Annotated in this window: 11 protein-coding genes; 7 read left to right on the top strand and 4 right to left on the bottom strand. The window is 67.5% G+C overall.

Features of this window, described 5'->3' with window-relative positions; all coding sequences use genetic code 11:
• Positions 1-18: 18 nt before the first annotated feature.
• From ACT01A_RS08165 to ACT01A_RS08180, 4 genes are all read left to right on the top strand, one after another.
• Complete coding sequence (locus ACT01A_RS08165; RefSeq protein ID WP_445151748.1) at positions 19-1,062, top strand: taurine ABC transporter substrate-binding protein; 1,044 nt, start codon at positions 19-21, stop codon at positions 1,060-1,062.
• Positions 1,063-1,102: 40 nt separating this feature from the next.
• Positions 1,103-1,801: an ABC transporter ATP-binding protein gene (locus ACT01A_RS08170; protein ID WP_445151749.1), complete on the top strand. Its 699-nt coding sequence runs from the start codon at positions 1,103-1,105 to the stop codon at positions 1,799-1,801.
• A 218-nt stretch (positions 1,802-2,019) separates the two neighbouring features.
• Positions 2,020-4,500 (top strand): tetratricopeptide repeat protein, encoded by a 2,481-nt coding sequence (locus ACT01A_RS08175; RefSeq protein WP_445151750.1) that lies wholly within the window; start codon positions 2,020-2,022, stop codon positions 4,498-4,500.
• 212 nt (positions 4,501-4,712) lie between these two features.
• Positions 4,713-4,994 (top strand): glutathione S-transferase N-terminal domain-containing protein, encoded by a 282-nt coding sequence (locus ACT01A_RS08180; RefSeq protein WP_445151751.1) that lies wholly within the window; start codon positions 4,713-4,715, stop codon positions 4,992-4,994.
• Between the two features lie 278 nt (positions 4,995-5,272).
• Here the strand turns inward: ACT01A_RS08180 and ACT01A_RS08185 are convergent, their stop codons facing one another.
• Complete coding sequence (locus tag ACT01A_RS08185; protein WP_445152810.1) at positions 5,273-6,034, bottom strand: HAD-IIA family hydrolase; 762 nt, start codon at positions 6,032-6,034, stop codon at positions 5,273-5,275.
• Positions 6,035-6,072: 38 nt separating this feature from the next.
• On the bottom strand, positions 6,073-6,855 hold the full coding sequence (locus ACT01A_RS08190) for an alpha/beta fold hydrolase (RefSeq protein WP_445151752.1): 783 nt from the start codon (positions 6,853-6,855) through the stop codon (positions 6,073-6,075).
• Positions 6,856-6,888: 33 nt separating this feature from the next.
• On the opposite strand from ACT01A_RS08190, the gene ACT01A_RS08195 reads away from it, so the two are divergent.
• A complete protein-coding gene (locus tag ACT01A_RS08195; RefSeq protein ID WP_445151753.1) occupies positions 6,889-7,257 on the top strand; it encodes a DoxX family protein in 369 nt (122 codons plus the stop codon).
• An 805-nt stretch (positions 7,258-8,062) separates the two neighbouring features.
• Positions 8,063-10,810: a hypothetical protein gene (locus ACT01A_RS08200; RefSeq protein WP_445151754.1), complete on the top strand. Its 2,748-nt coding sequence runs from the start codon at positions 8,063-8,065 to the stop codon at positions 10,808-10,810.
• A 122-nt stretch (positions 10,811-10,932) separates the two neighbouring features.
• Here the strand turns inward: ACT01A_RS08200 and ruvB are convergent, their stop codons facing one another.
• Positions 10,933-11,784 carry a Holliday junction branch migration DNA helicase RuvB gene (gene ruvB / locus ACT01A_RS08205; protein ID WP_445152811.1) on the bottom strand — a complete coding sequence of 284 codons (852 nt, stop codon included), beginning with the start codon at positions 11,782-11,784 and terminating at the stop codon, positions 10,933-10,935.
• Between ruvB and ACT01A_RS08210 the strand changes: the two genes are divergently transcribed.
• Entirely contained in the window at positions 11,711-11,878 is a 168-nt protein-coding gene (locus ACT01A_RS08210) for a hypothetical protein (RefSeq protein ID WP_445152880.1), read from the top strand. The two genes, ruvB and ACT01A_RS08210, sit on opposite strands and share 74 nt — an antisense overlap.
• Before the next feature lie 268 nt (positions 11,879-12,146).
• Here the strand turns inward: ACT01A_RS08210 and ACT01A_RS08215 are convergent, their stop codons facing one another.
• On the bottom strand, positions 12,147-15,701 hold the full coding sequence (locus ACT01A_RS08215; protein ID WP_445151755.1) for a hypothetical protein: 3,555 nt from the start codon (positions 15,699-15,701) through the stop codon (positions 12,147-12,149).
• Between the last annotated feature and the right edge of the window lie 364 nt (positions 15,702-16,065).

Genomic DNA, 16,065 nt, shown 5'->3' on the forward strand with positions numbered 1-16,065 from the left:
TCAAGGAGGAAGGGCACCATGTTGAACCGCCGAGCTGGGGTCGTCGCGCTGCTCGCGTCGGCCGTCCTGGGCCTCGCCGCGTGCGGCGGGGACGACGACAACGCATCGGGCGCGAGCGCGTCCACCACCGCGAGCGGGAAGCCCGCCGCGCCGAAGTCCATCACCATTGCCTACCAGGCCATTCCCAACGGGGACCTGGTCGTCAAGCATGAAGGGTGGCTGGAGAAGGCCCTACCGGACACCAAGATCGAGTGGAAGCTGTTCGACAGCGGAGGCGCGGTCAACGAGGCGGTCGCGGCCGGGTCCGTCGACATCGGGTTGGCGGGCTCGTCGCCGGTGAGTCGTGGGCTGTCGCAGCCGCTGCCCTATGAGGTGCCGTGGATCCACGACGTGATCGGCAAGGCGGAGGCCTTGGTCGTCAAGAAGGACATCACGTCGATCGAGCAGTTGAAGGGCAAGAAGGTCGCGACGCCGCTGGCGTCGACCTCGCACTACTCGCTGCTGGCGGCGCTGGCGGACGCGGGACTGTCGAGCAAGGACGTCAAGGTGATCGACGCCGAGCCGGACGACATCTACGCAGCGTGGTCGCGCGGCGACATCGACGGCGCATACGTGTGGAACCCCAACTTGGCCAAGCTCGTCAAGGACGGCGGGCACGTGTTGGTGTCGAGCGAGGACCTCGCCAAGGAGGGCAAGACGACCTATGACTTGGCCGTTGTCACGAAGGACTTCGCGGGCAAGTACCCCGACGCGGTCAAGACCTGGGTCGCCCAGCAGGACAAGGCCGTGAAGTTTTACCGGTCGGATCCGAACGCGGCGGCTGCTTCCGTGGGCGCGGAGCTGAACATCTCGGCCGACGAGGTCCTGCCGCAGATGAAGGACCTCATCTTCCTCGATGCGGCCGAGCAGGCCGGCGCCGACTACCTCGGCGGCGGGCTAGCGAAGAACCTCTTCGCGGCGGCGCAGTTCAACAAGGAGTTGGGCCAGATCCCGAAGGTCGCCGACGAGGCGTCCTACACGTCGTCCGTGAACGCGACGTTCGCCAGTGGCGTCGGCGGCTGAACCCGTCCTGCTCCGCGGCGTAGCGCACAGCTACGCCGCGGTGCACGCCCTCGGCCCGCTGGACCTGGAGATCGCGGCCGGCGAGTTCGTGGCGCTCGTCGGCCCGTCGGGCTGCGGGAAGACCACGTTGTTGGGGTTGCTCGCCGGCTTCCTGACGCCATCGTCTGGCGAGGTCCTGGTGGGCGGGGTTCCCGTGCGCGGGCCGGGTCCGGACCGCGGCGTCGTCTTCCAGCAGCCGAACCTGTACCCGTGGTTCACGGTGCGCGACAACGTCGCCCTGGGCCCGCGCCTGCGCGGCGCGTCCAAGACCGAGCGCTTGGCGATCGCCGACCGCGAGCTGGAACGCGTGGGGTTGAGCGACTTCGCCTCCGCCCGCCCCTACGAGCTCAGCGGCGGCATGCAGCAACGCACCCAGATCGCGCGGGTGCTGGCCAACGACCCGGGGATCATGCTGCTCGACGAGCCCTTCGGGGCGCTGGACGCGCTGACGCGCGAGCGACTGCAACACCAACTCCACGACGTTTGGCGCTCCGCCTCCAAGACGGCGTTGTTCATCACCCACTCCGTCGAGGAAGCGGCTTTCCTCGGCACGCGGGTCCTGGTCATGTCGCCGCGACCGGGCCAGATCGTCTTCGACGAGCGGCCACCCTTCGGCGCGGAAGAACGGACGCCCGAGCTGCGGGCGGCGCCGGAGTTCGTCGCCTTCCGCGAGCGCATTCGCGCGGCGATCACGGAGTAGACGCCCGCCAGGTGCGGGACCTGAGAATTCAGCACACGCAGCCGTTTGCCGATGGCAGGATTACGCGTGTGCCTCGTTCTCGCCGTCGACGCCGCCTCTTGCTTGCCGGGACCGGTGTCGTGCTCGCAGTGCTCCTAGACATCTACGTGAGCGCCGCGTCGGCGCTCCTCCCGGGCGGCTGGCTCCGGGACCACCCGGTCCTCACCGTGCTAGTCCTCTTGCTCCTCGTCGCCCTCTACGTGTCCTACAAGATGTGGACCGACGAATCTGCGAGCGTCGGACAGGTCGCCCCGTCCGATACACCAAGCGTCCGCCTCGTTGGCCGTCCATCACCGCCGCTCACGCTGTCTGACCAGATGGTGATCGGCGAGTTCCCAGGCCAACCCCCGGGTTTCTTCGATCGACCGGAGGTCGAGCAGCTCGCGCGATCGCTGTCCGAAAGCACCGTCGCCACACTCAGCGGCGGCCGCGGATCCGGCAAGACCCAAGTTGCGGCCGAACACGCGCACCGTGCGATCGCCGCTGGCGTCGGCCTCGTGGCTTGGATCAACGCTGGCGACGAAGCGTCGCTCCTCGCCGGGCTGGCGACGGTCGCGCAACGTCTCGCCGTCGCCGATCCGTCTGATGACCTCGCGCTCTCAGCCATGCGACTTCGCGAGACGCTGGCGACCGGCGACGTCGAAGCGGTATTCGTGCTGGACGACGCTACTAGTCCGAGCCTGATCCGACGGTACCTGCCGTCCTCCGGAGCCACGCGCTGGATCATCACGAGTACGGACCGCGCGTTCGGATCTATGGGCACGGAGCTCGTGGTCGCTGAGCTGGAGCGTGAGCAGTCCGTCGCCTACCTTGCGGCACGGACCGGCTTCGACGACCTCGTCGGGGCGAACGCGGTCGCGGACGCCCTCGGCGACTTGCCGCTCGCGCTCGCTCAAGCTGCGGCAGTGATCCGGCTTCGTGGCTTCGAGTACACGGACTACCTGAAGCTGCTCGACGAGGTGCCGCTCCGAGAGGCGCTGCCCGCTCACCGCGGAGATCCCTATCCGCGCGCACTGGCCGCGGCGATCGTCCTGACCATCGAGGCCATCGAACGGTCCGCCCCCTCGATCATCACCACGCGCGCCCTCCAGGCCATTGCCCTGCTCTCTGAGGATGGCGTTCGGAGACGCACCATCGAGAGGGTCGTCGGTGGTGGCACGCACCACCTCAACGCTGTGCTGGGCCAGCTGGTGGAAGCATCGCTCATTGTCTGGAGCCGGGATCGCGAAGCGGTCATCATGCACCGCCTCGTCTCGCGCTCTGTCCGTGAGCGGCTACAGGACGCCAACCATCTGGATCCCGCGCTCGCGAATGTCGCAGAGCGGCTTACCCCGCTCATGCCGGATCATGGCCGTGCGTGGCAGGTTCGGGACGACGCCGCCGAAATCGTGCGGCACTCGCTGACGCTCTGGCGTAGAACCCTCCACTCCGTGGAACGCGGCGAGGTGTCTGCTGCGGCCGTCAGGGAGCGGTGGTCGCTATTCAACTGGGCGCTGTCGCACCTGTTGTCGATCTCGGACGGATCGGGTTCGCGCCCCTCCGAGACGGCGGCGACGACGTGCGACGCGCTGACCCGGATCCTCGGACCAGCCGACCCAATCACACTCAAGGCACGCAACATGTTGGCCTATGCCCACCGGACCCGGGGTGATCTGACGGCAGCCGTTCCGATGTTCGAGGCCAACCTCGACGACGCGAGTCATAAGCTGGGTCAGCGTCATCCGGACGCACTCATCGCCGCGGACAACCTCGCGACCACCTACATCGCCGCGGGGCGGTTACACGACGCCATAGCGCTTCTTCAGCAGATCCTCCCCGAACGCGAGGCGCTCCACGGCCGTTGGAGCGCACAAGCGCTCATGACGCTCGGCCATCTGGCGGACGCCCATGTCGAGGCAGGCGATCTCGCCCGCGGCCATGAGCTGCTGTGCCAAACGGTCGCCGGCCGGGAAAAGGTCCTCGGTAAGGACCACCCGGACACGCTCACCGCACGTCAGCGGCTAGCCCGTCTGCTACCCGACCTCGATCGCGCCGACGAGGCCATCGAGATGCTGACAACCCTGCTGCCGATCAGTGAGCGAGTGCGTGGCAAGAGCCACCCGGACACGGTTATGACGCAGGTCGACCTCGGGCGCGTACTGAGCCGCTGCGGACTTCACGGCCGAGCGCTCCCTCTGCTGAGGGCGGGCGCGAGCACGAGCGAAAAGACCCTCGGTGGCGAAAACCCGCAGACGCTGAAGATCCATCACACGCTCGCCGTAGCCCTCCTCGATGCGGGAAGGACTCTCGAGGGACGGCCGCTCATCGATCGTGTCGTCGCCGACTGCCGCCGTCTACTCGGCGCCAACGATCCCGAGACCATCCGAGCCGTGACCCACCTTGCGACGGCGCTGCGCGACGCGGGCAAGCCCAGTCGGGCCGTGGCGTTGTTGGAGAAGAACGCTGTCCGATGCAAGCGGGTCCTCGGCCCGGGACATCCCCACACCTTCTCAGCGCGCTTGCATCTGGCCGGTAGCCAGCACTCGATGGGATGGCTCAAGCAGGCTCGGGAGGGATTCCGCACACTCCTCACCGATGTCGAACGCGACCTAGGCCCGGACCACCCGATCGCACGCAACGCCCGAGCCAACCTGGCGGCGCTGGGCGGACAGGCACGCTGAACCTGGCGCTGTTGTCAGCGCCCGCTCGGTTGAGACCTCTAGTTCGCAGAGAGCGCAGCGCGACGGGAAGAGCTCGGAGGACTCGCGCGGTAGAGACCCTGATCAACACCAAGATGGTCTCGGAGGCCGGCCCGAGACCGGGACGACGTCGGTGTTCATGCGGTCGCCGAAGTAGCCCGATGACTTCGCGCCGGTAAACCCGTCTTCGGCTTATGAGCGACGATCTCCCCACCCTCTTCGTCTGCCATGGCGACGACGAAGGCCCGAAGTTCCACCCGTGCAAGAAGGTGCAGGAGGCCCTGCTCGCCGCGAACATCCCCTACAACAAGGTGATAGCTGGCCACGGACACCCGATCCCGTTCCTGCGCAAGGGATCGCGGCAAGTGGTCGTCGATGCGACCGGGAGCGACAAGCTGCCGGCGCTGCGGCTGAGTGACGGGACGGTGGTCACGCACTCCAAAGCGATCTTGGGGTGGGTTGAAGCGCAGGCTTGAGGTTCGGGCTGGCAGAGGACGCGGCGCGAGAGAGCCGCCGAGATGCTTTACGTCGGTGGCAAAGCGACGGCATCGCGATAGGCGACGGCCGCGGACGAAGGCGACAGCGCCCACGATGAACGCGTGGGCTAAGTGCGGAGAACACGGCACGTTGGAGCTGGCGCAAGGTCTCAAGTCGGTGGCAGGGCGATGGCGCAGCGACCAGCGAAGGCCGCGGCAACGAGCGACGGCGCCCGGCGGGGGGGTGAAGAACGCGTGTGCTGAGGACGACGGCGGCGCTAGGGCGTGGTCGCTTCCAGCTCGTCCGCCAAATCGGCGACCGAGTCGAGGATCCGCGACGGCCGGAAGGGGAAGAGCTCGGCCGACTCGCGGGTGGAGACGCCGGTCAACACTAGGATGGTCTCGAGGCCGGCTTCGAGGCCCGAGACGACGTCGGTGTCCATGCGGTCGCCGATCATGGTGGTGGTCTCGGAGTGGGCGTCGATGGCGTTCAACGCTGACCGCATCATCAAGGGGTTCGGCTTGCCGACGTAGTAGGGCTCGCGTTGGGTCGCGCGGGTGATCAGCGCGGCGACGGCGCCGGTGGCGGGAAGGGAGCCGTCGGGAGATGGGCCGGTGGCGTCGGGGTTGGTGGCGATGAAGCGGGCGCCGTTCTCGATCAGCCGGATGGCCTGGGTGATGCGCTCGAAGGAGTAGGTCCTCGTCTCGCCGAGGACGACGTAGTCGGGGTCGCGCTCGGTCAGCGTGTAGCCGCTCTGATGCAGCGCGGTGGTCAACCCCGCCTCGCCGATGACGAACGCGCTTCCGCCGGGGCGCTGGTCCTCGAGGAACTTCGCGGTGGCCAAGGCAGAGGTCCAGATCGACTCCTCCGGGATGTCCAGCCCCGAAGCGCGCAGCCGGGCGGCCAGATCCCGACGGGTGTAGATGGAGTTGTTGGTCAACACCAGGAACGGGATCGAACGCTCCCGCAAGGCCTGGATGAAGCGGTCCGCGCCGGGGATCGCCTCCTCCTCGTGGACCAGCACCCCGTCCATGTCCATCAACCAGGACTTGATCTCGCGACGGCCCGGCACGACAGCTACACCTTCTCCAGGAACGACACGACGGCCGCGCTGCAGCGCTCCGGCTCGTCGTCGAAGACGAAGTGCTTGGCGCCTTCCACAATCACTAGCTCGCTGTCCGGCAGCTCACGGGCGAAGCGATGGGCGCCCGCAACCGGCGCGAACGGATCGTCCTCGCCCCACAGCACCAACGCCGGCGCGCCGACCGCGCTCAGGTCGTAGTCCTCCAACTCGGAGAACTCGCCGGACCGATACATTTCGAGCTGGCCGCGGCGGCGCTCCTCCGAGGAGTAGGCCTTGAAGTACTCGTCGACGCTTCGATCGTCCAATCCCGGGCTCACGACCCGCAGCATGCCCGCGAAGCCGTCGCGGTCCAAGCCGTCGACGAGCTGTTCCCCCTGACCGGGCGTGCGCAGCCCTTGCGCCATGCCGTGCCACTTGCCATCTGAGAAGAACCCCGTGTTGCTGATCACCATCGCCCGGATCAGCTCGGGGTGCTCGCAGGCCCAGCGCAGGCCGATCAACCCACCCCAGTCGTGCACGACCAGGACGACCTCGCCGAGCTCCTGCTCGCGGTGGAACCGATCGACGGCCTCCACGTGCGCGGTCCAGGACCCGTCCCCGGAATACGGCGAGTCCCCGTAGCCCGGCAGATCCGGCGCGACCGCCTGCCAGCCGGCGTTCGCCACGCTCTCCAGCAGATTCCGCCACATGTAGGAGGACTCCGGATACCCGTGCAGGCAAAGCACGGTCCCCTTCGGCTCTTCGATCGGCAGCGCTTCCCGGTACACGAGCGGCACGTCACGCAGCCTACCCGCGATAGCTTGCCGGGCGTGAGCAAGCGACTGCCCCGTGCCGCCGGCCCGACCTTCGTGATCGCCGGGATCCTGCACTTCATCACCCCGAAGACCTACGAGTCGATCATGCCGGACTACCTCCCGGCGCATCGTGAGCTGGTCTACGCGTCAGGCGTCGCGGAGGCCGCAGGCGGCCTCGGGCTCCTCGCGTCCAGCGCGACGATCCGCAAGTGGTCGGCCTACTGGCTCGTCGCGACGCTCGTCGCGGTCTTCCCCGCCAACCTCCAGATGGCGCTGAACCCGGAGAAGTACAAGGACATCCCGCCGGCCGCCCTCTGGGCGCGCCTGCCGCTGCAGCTGGCCTTCATCCGCTGGGTGCTGGCCGCCGCCAAGCGCGCCGACTAGCCACCCAGCGCGCCACCGCCCAGCAGCGCGGAGGCCACGCCGAGCAGCAGCATGCCGATCACCAGCGCGAGCAGGTGACGGCCGGAGATGGTGGTTGGTTGGGTGCGCATGGGCGTTCGTAGGCAGGTCGTCAACGTCGGTCTTGAGCAAACGGAAAGGCCGAAATTCGGCGAACAGTTGCCGGACTGCTGTTTACGACGAAGCGAAGACGGACTGATCAAACATTGTGTGGTAATCGCCACGCTGGTCTAGAACTCGATTTCAAGGCAGCTTGGAGCGGACCATCATTCTCCGAAAAGCGCCGAAGGCACCGCACCCGTGGCCCATCCGACGTTCAGTGTCTCGCGTGCTCATGCAGGCTGCACCGATTCGATGCGGGGTCGGAACCCGATGTCAGCTGCGGATCTACGATCGCGTGCGTCCAATGGCCTCGATGTCTCGCCCTGCCTGGAGCCTCAATTTTGTCCTAACGCCGTTCTTCAGGGTAAAAGTTGAAAAGACCGCGTAATGGCAGGGACCCGAGCAATATCGGTACAGAACACAGGGTTGACTCTAGAAAACTCCGCTGTATATGGTCGCACTGTGGCCCCACGTCGGGCCGCCTTGCAGGTGCTGTGGTTCCACGAAGGAAGGGTCGAACAGTGCGCAGTGATTGGCCGCAGCAATGTGAGCCGCTCTTGATCGTGCAGACGAGCGGTATCTCGTCGCCAATGCGCCGGCACGTTCTCGAAGCGCGAGACGCGACCCCGATGGGCGTCTCAGACGATCCGGCAGCGATCGGCATGCCTTCGACGATGGAGCGGTCATGATCAAGCGGCTCGTCCTGGTTTCGGCCCTCGCTGGGCTGATGTGCTTGCAGGTCGGCTCGGCGCAGGCCGACTTCCACTTCGAGTCCGTCGGGGTTCAACTCACCGGGGCCGACCAGAACTTCTCCCGTCAGGCGGGTGGTCATCCCGATCTCACCTTCTCGTTCGCCGCGGCCTATGACGCCAACGCGGTCATCGGCGGCGAGCCTTCGCCGGGGCCTGCAGAAGCCGCACACGCCATCGATCTGGACCTGCCTCCTGGACTGGTGGGCAATCCCGTTGGCCTTGCCACCTGCGACCCCGTCGATCTCGGCATCCCCGCCAGAGGCGGAGCGAAGTGTCCGCCTGCTTCACAGATAGGTATCGCTCGTGTGGTCACGCAGGGAGCCGGCACCGAATCGCACAAGGTCGGCATCTACAACATCGCCCACGGGCCTGACGTGCCGGCTCGTTTTGGCTTCAACGTCCTGAATGTGGTCAACCTGGTCGATGCTCGCGTCAGGCCGGGTGACTACGGAATCTCGTCAGGGAGCCTTGCCCTTTCGCAGGCCGAGGCCGTCGTCTCCGCCAAGATCACCTTCTGGGGCGTACCAGCCGACCCTAGCCATGATGGAGACCGGCAGAAGCTCACCGAGACGGAGATCCCTGGACCCTTCGACGGCCCTCGACCTGATCCCTTCTCCACCGAGGTCACGCGCGCCCCGTTCCTCAGCTCGCCGACCTCTTGCTCCACGGCCCCGGTCGCCTTCACGGCCCGCGGTGACTCATGGGAGCACATCGGCGCCTTCGACACCCGCAGCTTGACCACCGAGCCCGACGGGACGCCTTTTGCCTTCGACGGCTGCGAACGGCTGCCGTTCAGGCCGTCGATTGACGTCCTGCCGTTGTCCCAGGCTGCAGATGCCCCGACCGGTCTCAACGTCGACCTCAAGGTTCCGCAGGCCTCTGACCCAGACGGCTTTGCCACGGCGCATGTACGCCGCGTGGTGATGCGCTTCCCGCAGGGCATGTCGGTCTCGCCGTCGTCGGCTGCCGGCCTCGGAGCGTGCGCGCCGGCCGAGATCGGGCTGGGCACGAACGCTGCCCCGGCGTGCCCGAACGCGTCGAAGTTGGGGAAGGTCACGATCGACACGCCGTTGCTGCCCGACCCGCTCACCGGCGACGTCATCCTCGCCAAGCAGAACGACAACCCGTTCCGCTCGCTGCTCGCGCTGTACATCGCGGTCAAGGGGCCCGGGTTCTACGTCAAGCTGCCCGGCAAGATCGACCTGGACCAAATCACCGGCCAGCTCACGGCGACGTTCGACAACACGCCGCAGCTGCCGTTCTCGCGCATGCTCGTCGAGTTCCCGGGCGGCTCGCAGGCCGCGCTGGCGACGCCGACGACGTGTGGCACGTACAACACGCACGTCGACATCACGTCGTGGGCGTCCAACACGCCCGTCGCGCTGGACTCGCCGATGACGATCAATCAGGACTGCGCGGCGAAGGCGTTCGCGCCGTCGTTCACGGCCGGGACCACCAACCCGATCGCGGGCCAGTACTCGCCGTTCGTGTTCACGCTCACGCGCTCGGACGGGATGCCGTTCCTGCAGCGGGTTGAGACGTCGCTGCCCAAGGGCATGCTGGCCGACATCAGCAAGGTGCCGCAGTGCGACCCGGGCCCGGCCAATGCCGGCTTCTGCCCGGCGGCGAGCCGGATCGGCACGGTGGCAGCGCAATCCGGTCCCGGCGGGCAGCCGCTGTCCCTGACCGGTGGCGTGTACCTGACCGGCCCGTACAAGGACGCGCCGTTCGGTCTCTCTATTGCCGTGCCGACAGCGGGCCAAGCCGGACCGTTCGACCTCGGGGTCGTCACCGTCCGTGCCGGCCTCTACGTCGACCGCAAGGACGCGCACGTCACGGTGAAGTCCGATCCGCTGCCAACGATCATCCAGGGCATCCCGCTGCGGTTGCGGCAGGTCCGCATCACGATCGATCGTGAGAAGTTCCTGTTCAATCCCACCAGTTGCGAGAAGCAATCGATCTTCGGCAGCTTCGGCGCTCTGGGCGGAGCGACAAGCGACCAGAAGTTCGCGTTCCAGCCTGGCGGGTGCAAGGCACTTGACCTGCGCGAGACGTTCAAGTTCAAGCTGCGTGGCAGCCGCTCGACCAAGGACGGCACGTCGCCCAGCTTGGAAGCCGCGGTGACCCAGGCCCCGGGCGGCACCAACCTCGCCAAGGTCGAGGCCAAGCTGCCGCTCGCGCTGGTGCTGGAGCCCAAGAACGCCCAGGCGCTCTGCAAGCCGGAGCAGGCCGCGAAGTTCAGCTGTCCCAAGACCTCGATCGTGGGATCGGTGACGGCCCGCTCCGTGCTGCCGCACGACCTCAAGGGTCCGGTGTACTTCGTGGAAGGCCGGCGGGTGACCAAGACCGGCCGCGTCGTCTCGACGCTCCCGAACCTGTGGATTCCGTTGTCTGGCGACGGCGTGACGATCGACCTCAACGCCAAGTCCCAGGTCGACTCGATCGACCGCCTGGTGACCACGTTCAGTGAGATCCCCGACGCCCCGATCAAGTCGGTCAACCTGAAGATCAACGGCGGCAAGCACGGGATCCTCGTCGTCGCCGGCAAGTCGACCTGCAAGCGCGACATGACGTTCGACCTACGCATCACCGGCCAAAATGGCGACGTCGAGACCAAGACGGCCAAGCCAACGATCGACGGCTGCAAGAAGGCCAAGAAGGCTGCCGCGAAGAAGCGGTAGCCCGCGCCGCGAAAGCGTGACGCACGCCGCACGGAGGAAGAGCCGAGTGGTGCGGTAATACCGCCACTCGGTCTCTCCTCGGCGGTTGCGTGTGCTCGGCCGGTGTGGCGGCACTGAGGGTCTTAGAAGAGGCCCTGATCGCGCTCGGGTGGCGCGGCAAGGCCGAGGTGCGCGTAGGCGCGCGAGGTCGCGACGCGGCCGCGGGGCGTGCGCTTGATGAAGCCGCACTGGAGCAGGTAGGGCTCGTAGACGTCCTCAATCGTGTCGGACTCCTCCGAGACCGTGATCGCGAGCGTGGAGAGGCCGACGGGGCCGCCGTCGAACTTGGTGCAGATCGCGGAGAGGAGCTCGCGGTCGAGCGGGTCGAGGCCGAGGTCGTCGATGCCGAGCATCTCCAACGCGGCGTCGGCGGAGGCAGAGTCGACGACGCCGGCGGCGCGAACGTCGGCGTAGTCGCGGACGCGCTTGAGCAGGCGGTTGGCGACGCGCGGCGTGCCGCGGGAGCGGCGGGCGATGGCCGACGCGCCGCCCTCATCGATCGCGCAGCCGAGGATGTGCGCGGACCGGTGGATGATCGCCGCCAGCTCGGGGCCGGCGTAAGGCTCCAGGCGGTGCTGGATCCCGAAGCGGTCGCGCAGCGGCGTCGTAAGCAGCCCAGCGCGCGTGGTGGCGCCGACGAGCGTGAACGGCGGCAGCGGCACGTCCATCACGCGCGCCCCCGCGCCCTGGCCGACGGTGATCGGCAGCTTCCGATCCTCCATCGCGGGATAGAAGGTCTCCTCCAGCGCGCGGCTGAGGCGGTGGATCTCGTCCACGAAGAAGATCGAGCGCTCGGTGACGATCCAAGACGCGCCGTCGGCGAGATCGTCACAGCGGTGGCGCCGGGGTAGGTATGGGAGCTTGACGAGGACGCTTGCGCCCGCCCTGTTCAGCGCGACCAGCGTCTCGGCGGCCGGTCGACGCCGCGCAGCCAGTGACCTTCGCCTGTACCGCGTCGATCTCGTAGATCGTGCCGGCGACGCCAACGCCGAGCAGCGCGCGCCGGGCATCGGCGTCAAGGGCGACTAGCCGTTCCCCGCCGGGAAGGCCAGCGATGTCCCGCGGGTCGCTCAGCGCGGGATTCTGTCGGAGTGAAAGGTGACCAGGCGATAGCCGCCGGGATGCCGACGAAGCCGTCGGCGGCGCTGGCGTGACACCGAGGACGCTGGCCGCCAGGGCAGACTTCTAAGGAGAGCGGTCATGCCTCTAACGAGCATCACCCCGCGAAGGCGACCCGAAAGCACACCACGCCCGCCGCGTCAGGGTGGGACGCGGCGGGCGAGGACAAGCACGTGACCTACTTCTTGCCGAGGGTCCGCGAGACCTTCGCGGACGACGCCCCCCAGCCTCCCGTCAACGTGATCTTCACGGAGACCGCGAACCGGCGGTGACTCGCGCGCAACGAACGCGCCTTCCTGCTGAGAGGGACGGTGATCGAGTAGGTCCCCGCCTTCGCCACGTTGCGGACGGTCTCCACGACCCGCGTGCCGCGGACCTGGACCCGCCCGCGCTCGGAGGCGCGGAATCGAATGGTCATTGACCGGGAGCCGATCGTCACACGATCGACCGAGAGTCGTGTGCGTGCTGGCGCTGGGGACTTGCTCGACGGCCCTGTGGGGTCCTGAGGGGCCGTCGGGACTGGGCTCTCGACCGGACCAGGCTGCGCCTCACCGCATTCGTTCCTCGCACACGCGGCGGTGCCGGATGGCGACTGGCCGGGTGGCGGGAAGCCGTCTCCGAGCCTTGCGTCGTACAGGTCGACGCTCTGGTCGGTGTCCTGCCCGACCAGCCCCTGATCGGTCGTGAAGTACACATCATCGCCCTCTGGCGTGGCATCGGCGAAGCGTGCGGTATAGCTGCCCTCGCCGGGGCTGATCAACCTGAGGGTGCCGTGTTGGTAGGAGTAGACGTCTCGCGTGCCATTGCGATCGGCGGAGAGCAGACGAGCGGCGGTGTCGAAGAACATGATGCCGCTGTCGGTGACGACCTGGGGCGTCCTGTTGCTGACCGTGCGCGTTCCGCCGGGCGTGCCCGCGTCTCGTCCACCTCCACCGGCCATGCACGAGACGCAGACGTCGATCTCCGACACCGCGTCGTACAGATGCGCCGTGATGTCCGTGGGGTCGATGTAGCCGAGGTACCGGCCGTTGGGACTCCCAAAGACCAGATAGCCGTTGCCGCCGAAGCTTCCGCGAGCCGGCTGCGACGTGGTGAATTGCCTTGCTGAACCGTCGCGCCACACGCTGGTGCCGGCGCCGTCATCGAAGTACACCGTCCGGCCGTCGTCGCCCACCGCGAGCACGGTGCCGTTTCCGGCGTCGGCAGCCATCCCGAGGTACTCGACGTCATCGGACTGGGCGTCGTAACGGTACAAGTAGGCATTGCCCCCTGGTGAGGACGGGCCCGCGGCGGACAGTCGCGTCTGGGTGCGGAAGAACGCGAACCGCCCATCTCGACTGATGCCGTCGAGCTTGCCACCCGCCGGCGTGCCTGGTGCGTTCAAGCCACCAGCGTGGGCGACCGAGATCGTGGTCGTTGCCCCGCCGAGCACGTGCCGGCGAACATCGCCCTGACCGGTGGCCAAGTTGTAGTACATGATGTCGCCATTGTCGGAGACCCACCTCGAGGTGAGCTCGACGGAGGCACCTGGCCTCTGGACGCTGTCCGTGCCCACACTCTGCAGCGTCAAGCCTTCAGCAGCACTCCAGCGGTACAGCGCCTGGGCCGGCGCGCCGGGCAGCAGGCTCCTCGGCGAGAGAAACGTGATCCAGCTGAAGTCGGCCGCTCCCGCGAGGTACATGTTCTCTGTCTGCGGAGAGGACATGTCGAAGTAGGCACTGATCCCGGGCGCCGAGCCGACCAAGGTGTAGCTTCGGCTGCGCAGGTCCTCGATGTAGACGTTGCCGCCGCCGTCCATGGCTCCCGGAGCCAACGCACGGTTGCTAATCACCATCGCGTGGCTGAAGTCGCGTGAGATCGCCTGGGTGACCGACTCGGTGACCAGCCGCGACACGTTGAGCGGAGGGTCGACCGGCTCCCAACGCAGCCAGTCCGTGTTCGTCCGCCGGCTCAGGTAGCGGGCGAGCAGCACGGCGCTGGGAGCATCGCTAGGGGCGGCGGTGAGGACGTAGCTCACCGCTGATCCATCTTCCGCAGCGTGGACGCCGAGGAGACTGTTAATGGACCCGCCCTTCTTATCGGTCGGGGTGACCTGCTCGTAATGACGAGCGGACGGGATTTCGGTGGGCGTGGTGAACGTTCGATCGGCGCCGGAGCTCTCACCGGCGGCGTTTCGAGCCACCAGCCGATAGTGGTAGGTCGCCCCCGGCACGAGACCGCTGATGACGCGACTGACCGGCCGCGAGCCGCGAACCGCCCCAGCGGTGCCCTCGCCATCCACCGGCACGCGTTGACCGTAGTCGCTGGTGGTGCCGTACTCGAAGTGGTAGGTCGTCTGGCCTCCGATCGTGTCGATCGTCCCGGTGAGCTCGGCGGCCGTGGCGGTGATCGACCCGGCGTCGCCCGTCACGACGACGGGAGCCGCAAGGGGGTTGAAGAACGACACGCTGGCCGAGGTGCTCTCGGTGACGGCGCCGTTGGCCATCGTGCTGTTGGCCGAGACCCTGATCCGCCATGTCGCGTTCGAGTCGAGCGGAAGGTCGTCTTCGATCGTCACGGGGACGCCAGCCGAGAGGGCCTGGTCAGGTGCGCGAACCCACGGGTTCGCCGGGTTCCCATCGTTCGACACGGGGAAGTCGTCACAAGCAGCCGTCGCGCGGCAGTACTCCAGACGCGCTGACGTCGTCTGTCCTGCGGGTGCGACCTCGGCGGCCGCGTGGACGAGGTCGTGCCTGGGATTCGAGATCGTGGGCGCGTCCGTACCCGGCTGGATCGCAGGAACAAACGGGCTGACCGTGCCTTCCGCGGTTCCGAGGTACAGACGGCTTGCGCTGCCGTCCCACGCGAGACCGGAGAGCGTGCTTCCACCCGTGTCGAATGAGATCCGGGCCTCCCATAGACGGGCACCGGCGGCCGTGAACCCTCCGAGGTAGCGACGACTCCCGCGGGTCAGGACTATGGCAACGTCGCCCGTGCTGGGGTTCGTCGCTACCGGTCCGGGGCTGTCTCCGGCGGCGAGCGCGACCGAGCCCAGCCAGGTGCCCGTTCCGTCGAAGCGATCGACAGCCTTCCGCCCTGTGTCCGAGACGTACACCGTGCCCGACGGACCGACGGCGATGCTGGCTACCCCGGTGAACGGTCCGGCGGCCGTCCCGCCAAGGATGTCCGAGCCATCGAAGCTGTCCAAGAGCGAACCGGTGGTCGACGAGAACCTGAGCACCTGGTTGGCGCCGCGGTCGGCGACCAGCAGGTCGTGCGTCACAGGGTCCACAGCCATGCTGCCGATCGCGCCGGACGGCACGACCGGGGACACGAAAGCGCCGTCCTGCGTGTAGGTCGGGATGGGTTGGCCGTCCGTGACCCAGCGGTAGATCGTCCCCGGATCGAAGAGGGAGTCGTGGACGTAGGTGGCGCCGTCGCTCGGATCGACCGCGATGTTGGCGGGGAAGACCCCGGGGGCGAAGCCGGCCAGCGCCGTGCCACCGACCAATGGGTCCGGGGCGTAGACCTCCACCCTGGTCTGATCCTGGCGGGTCGCCAGGATGTTGCCGGTGGTCGCGTCAACGGCGAGGCTGCTGAACATCTCGCCCGTGAAGACATTGCTGCTTCCTACGCTGAACTGCTGTTGGCTGTACCCATACGTGTTGGTGACGCTGGCCCCGCTGGCCATAGGAACAACTGAACACCAACTCGTCAGCGCCACGCCCGCCAGAACCGCGAAGCGGGCGCGCACCGCTGCCCCAACAGCACCGCGCATGTTGTCGACCCTTTCGTCGTGGGCTTGCCCACGGGCCAGGCGAATCCCGGCGTTACGGTGACTATAATCAGGCCCAATTCCCAGAGTCAATAGCGTGTCTGGAATGGTCGTTGACTCGGCGTGGCCGTCACGAACCTGACCTTCTGCTCGGTCACCTAACAGCGGTACTCGTCACCCCTGCCGGGCCCGCCCTCCCGAAGGAAGACGAGCCCTGAGACAGGAGTGAGCTACGAGCTACTCGGTATGAGCCACGACCTTACGCAGTGCGCGTGATGATCGGACCCTGGGTCCCGCCTCCGCTGCCGGCAGAGACCGTGTACGACTGCTCGCTCAGATGGGC

The organism is Baekduia sp. Peel2402 (genome assembly GCF_052567285.1).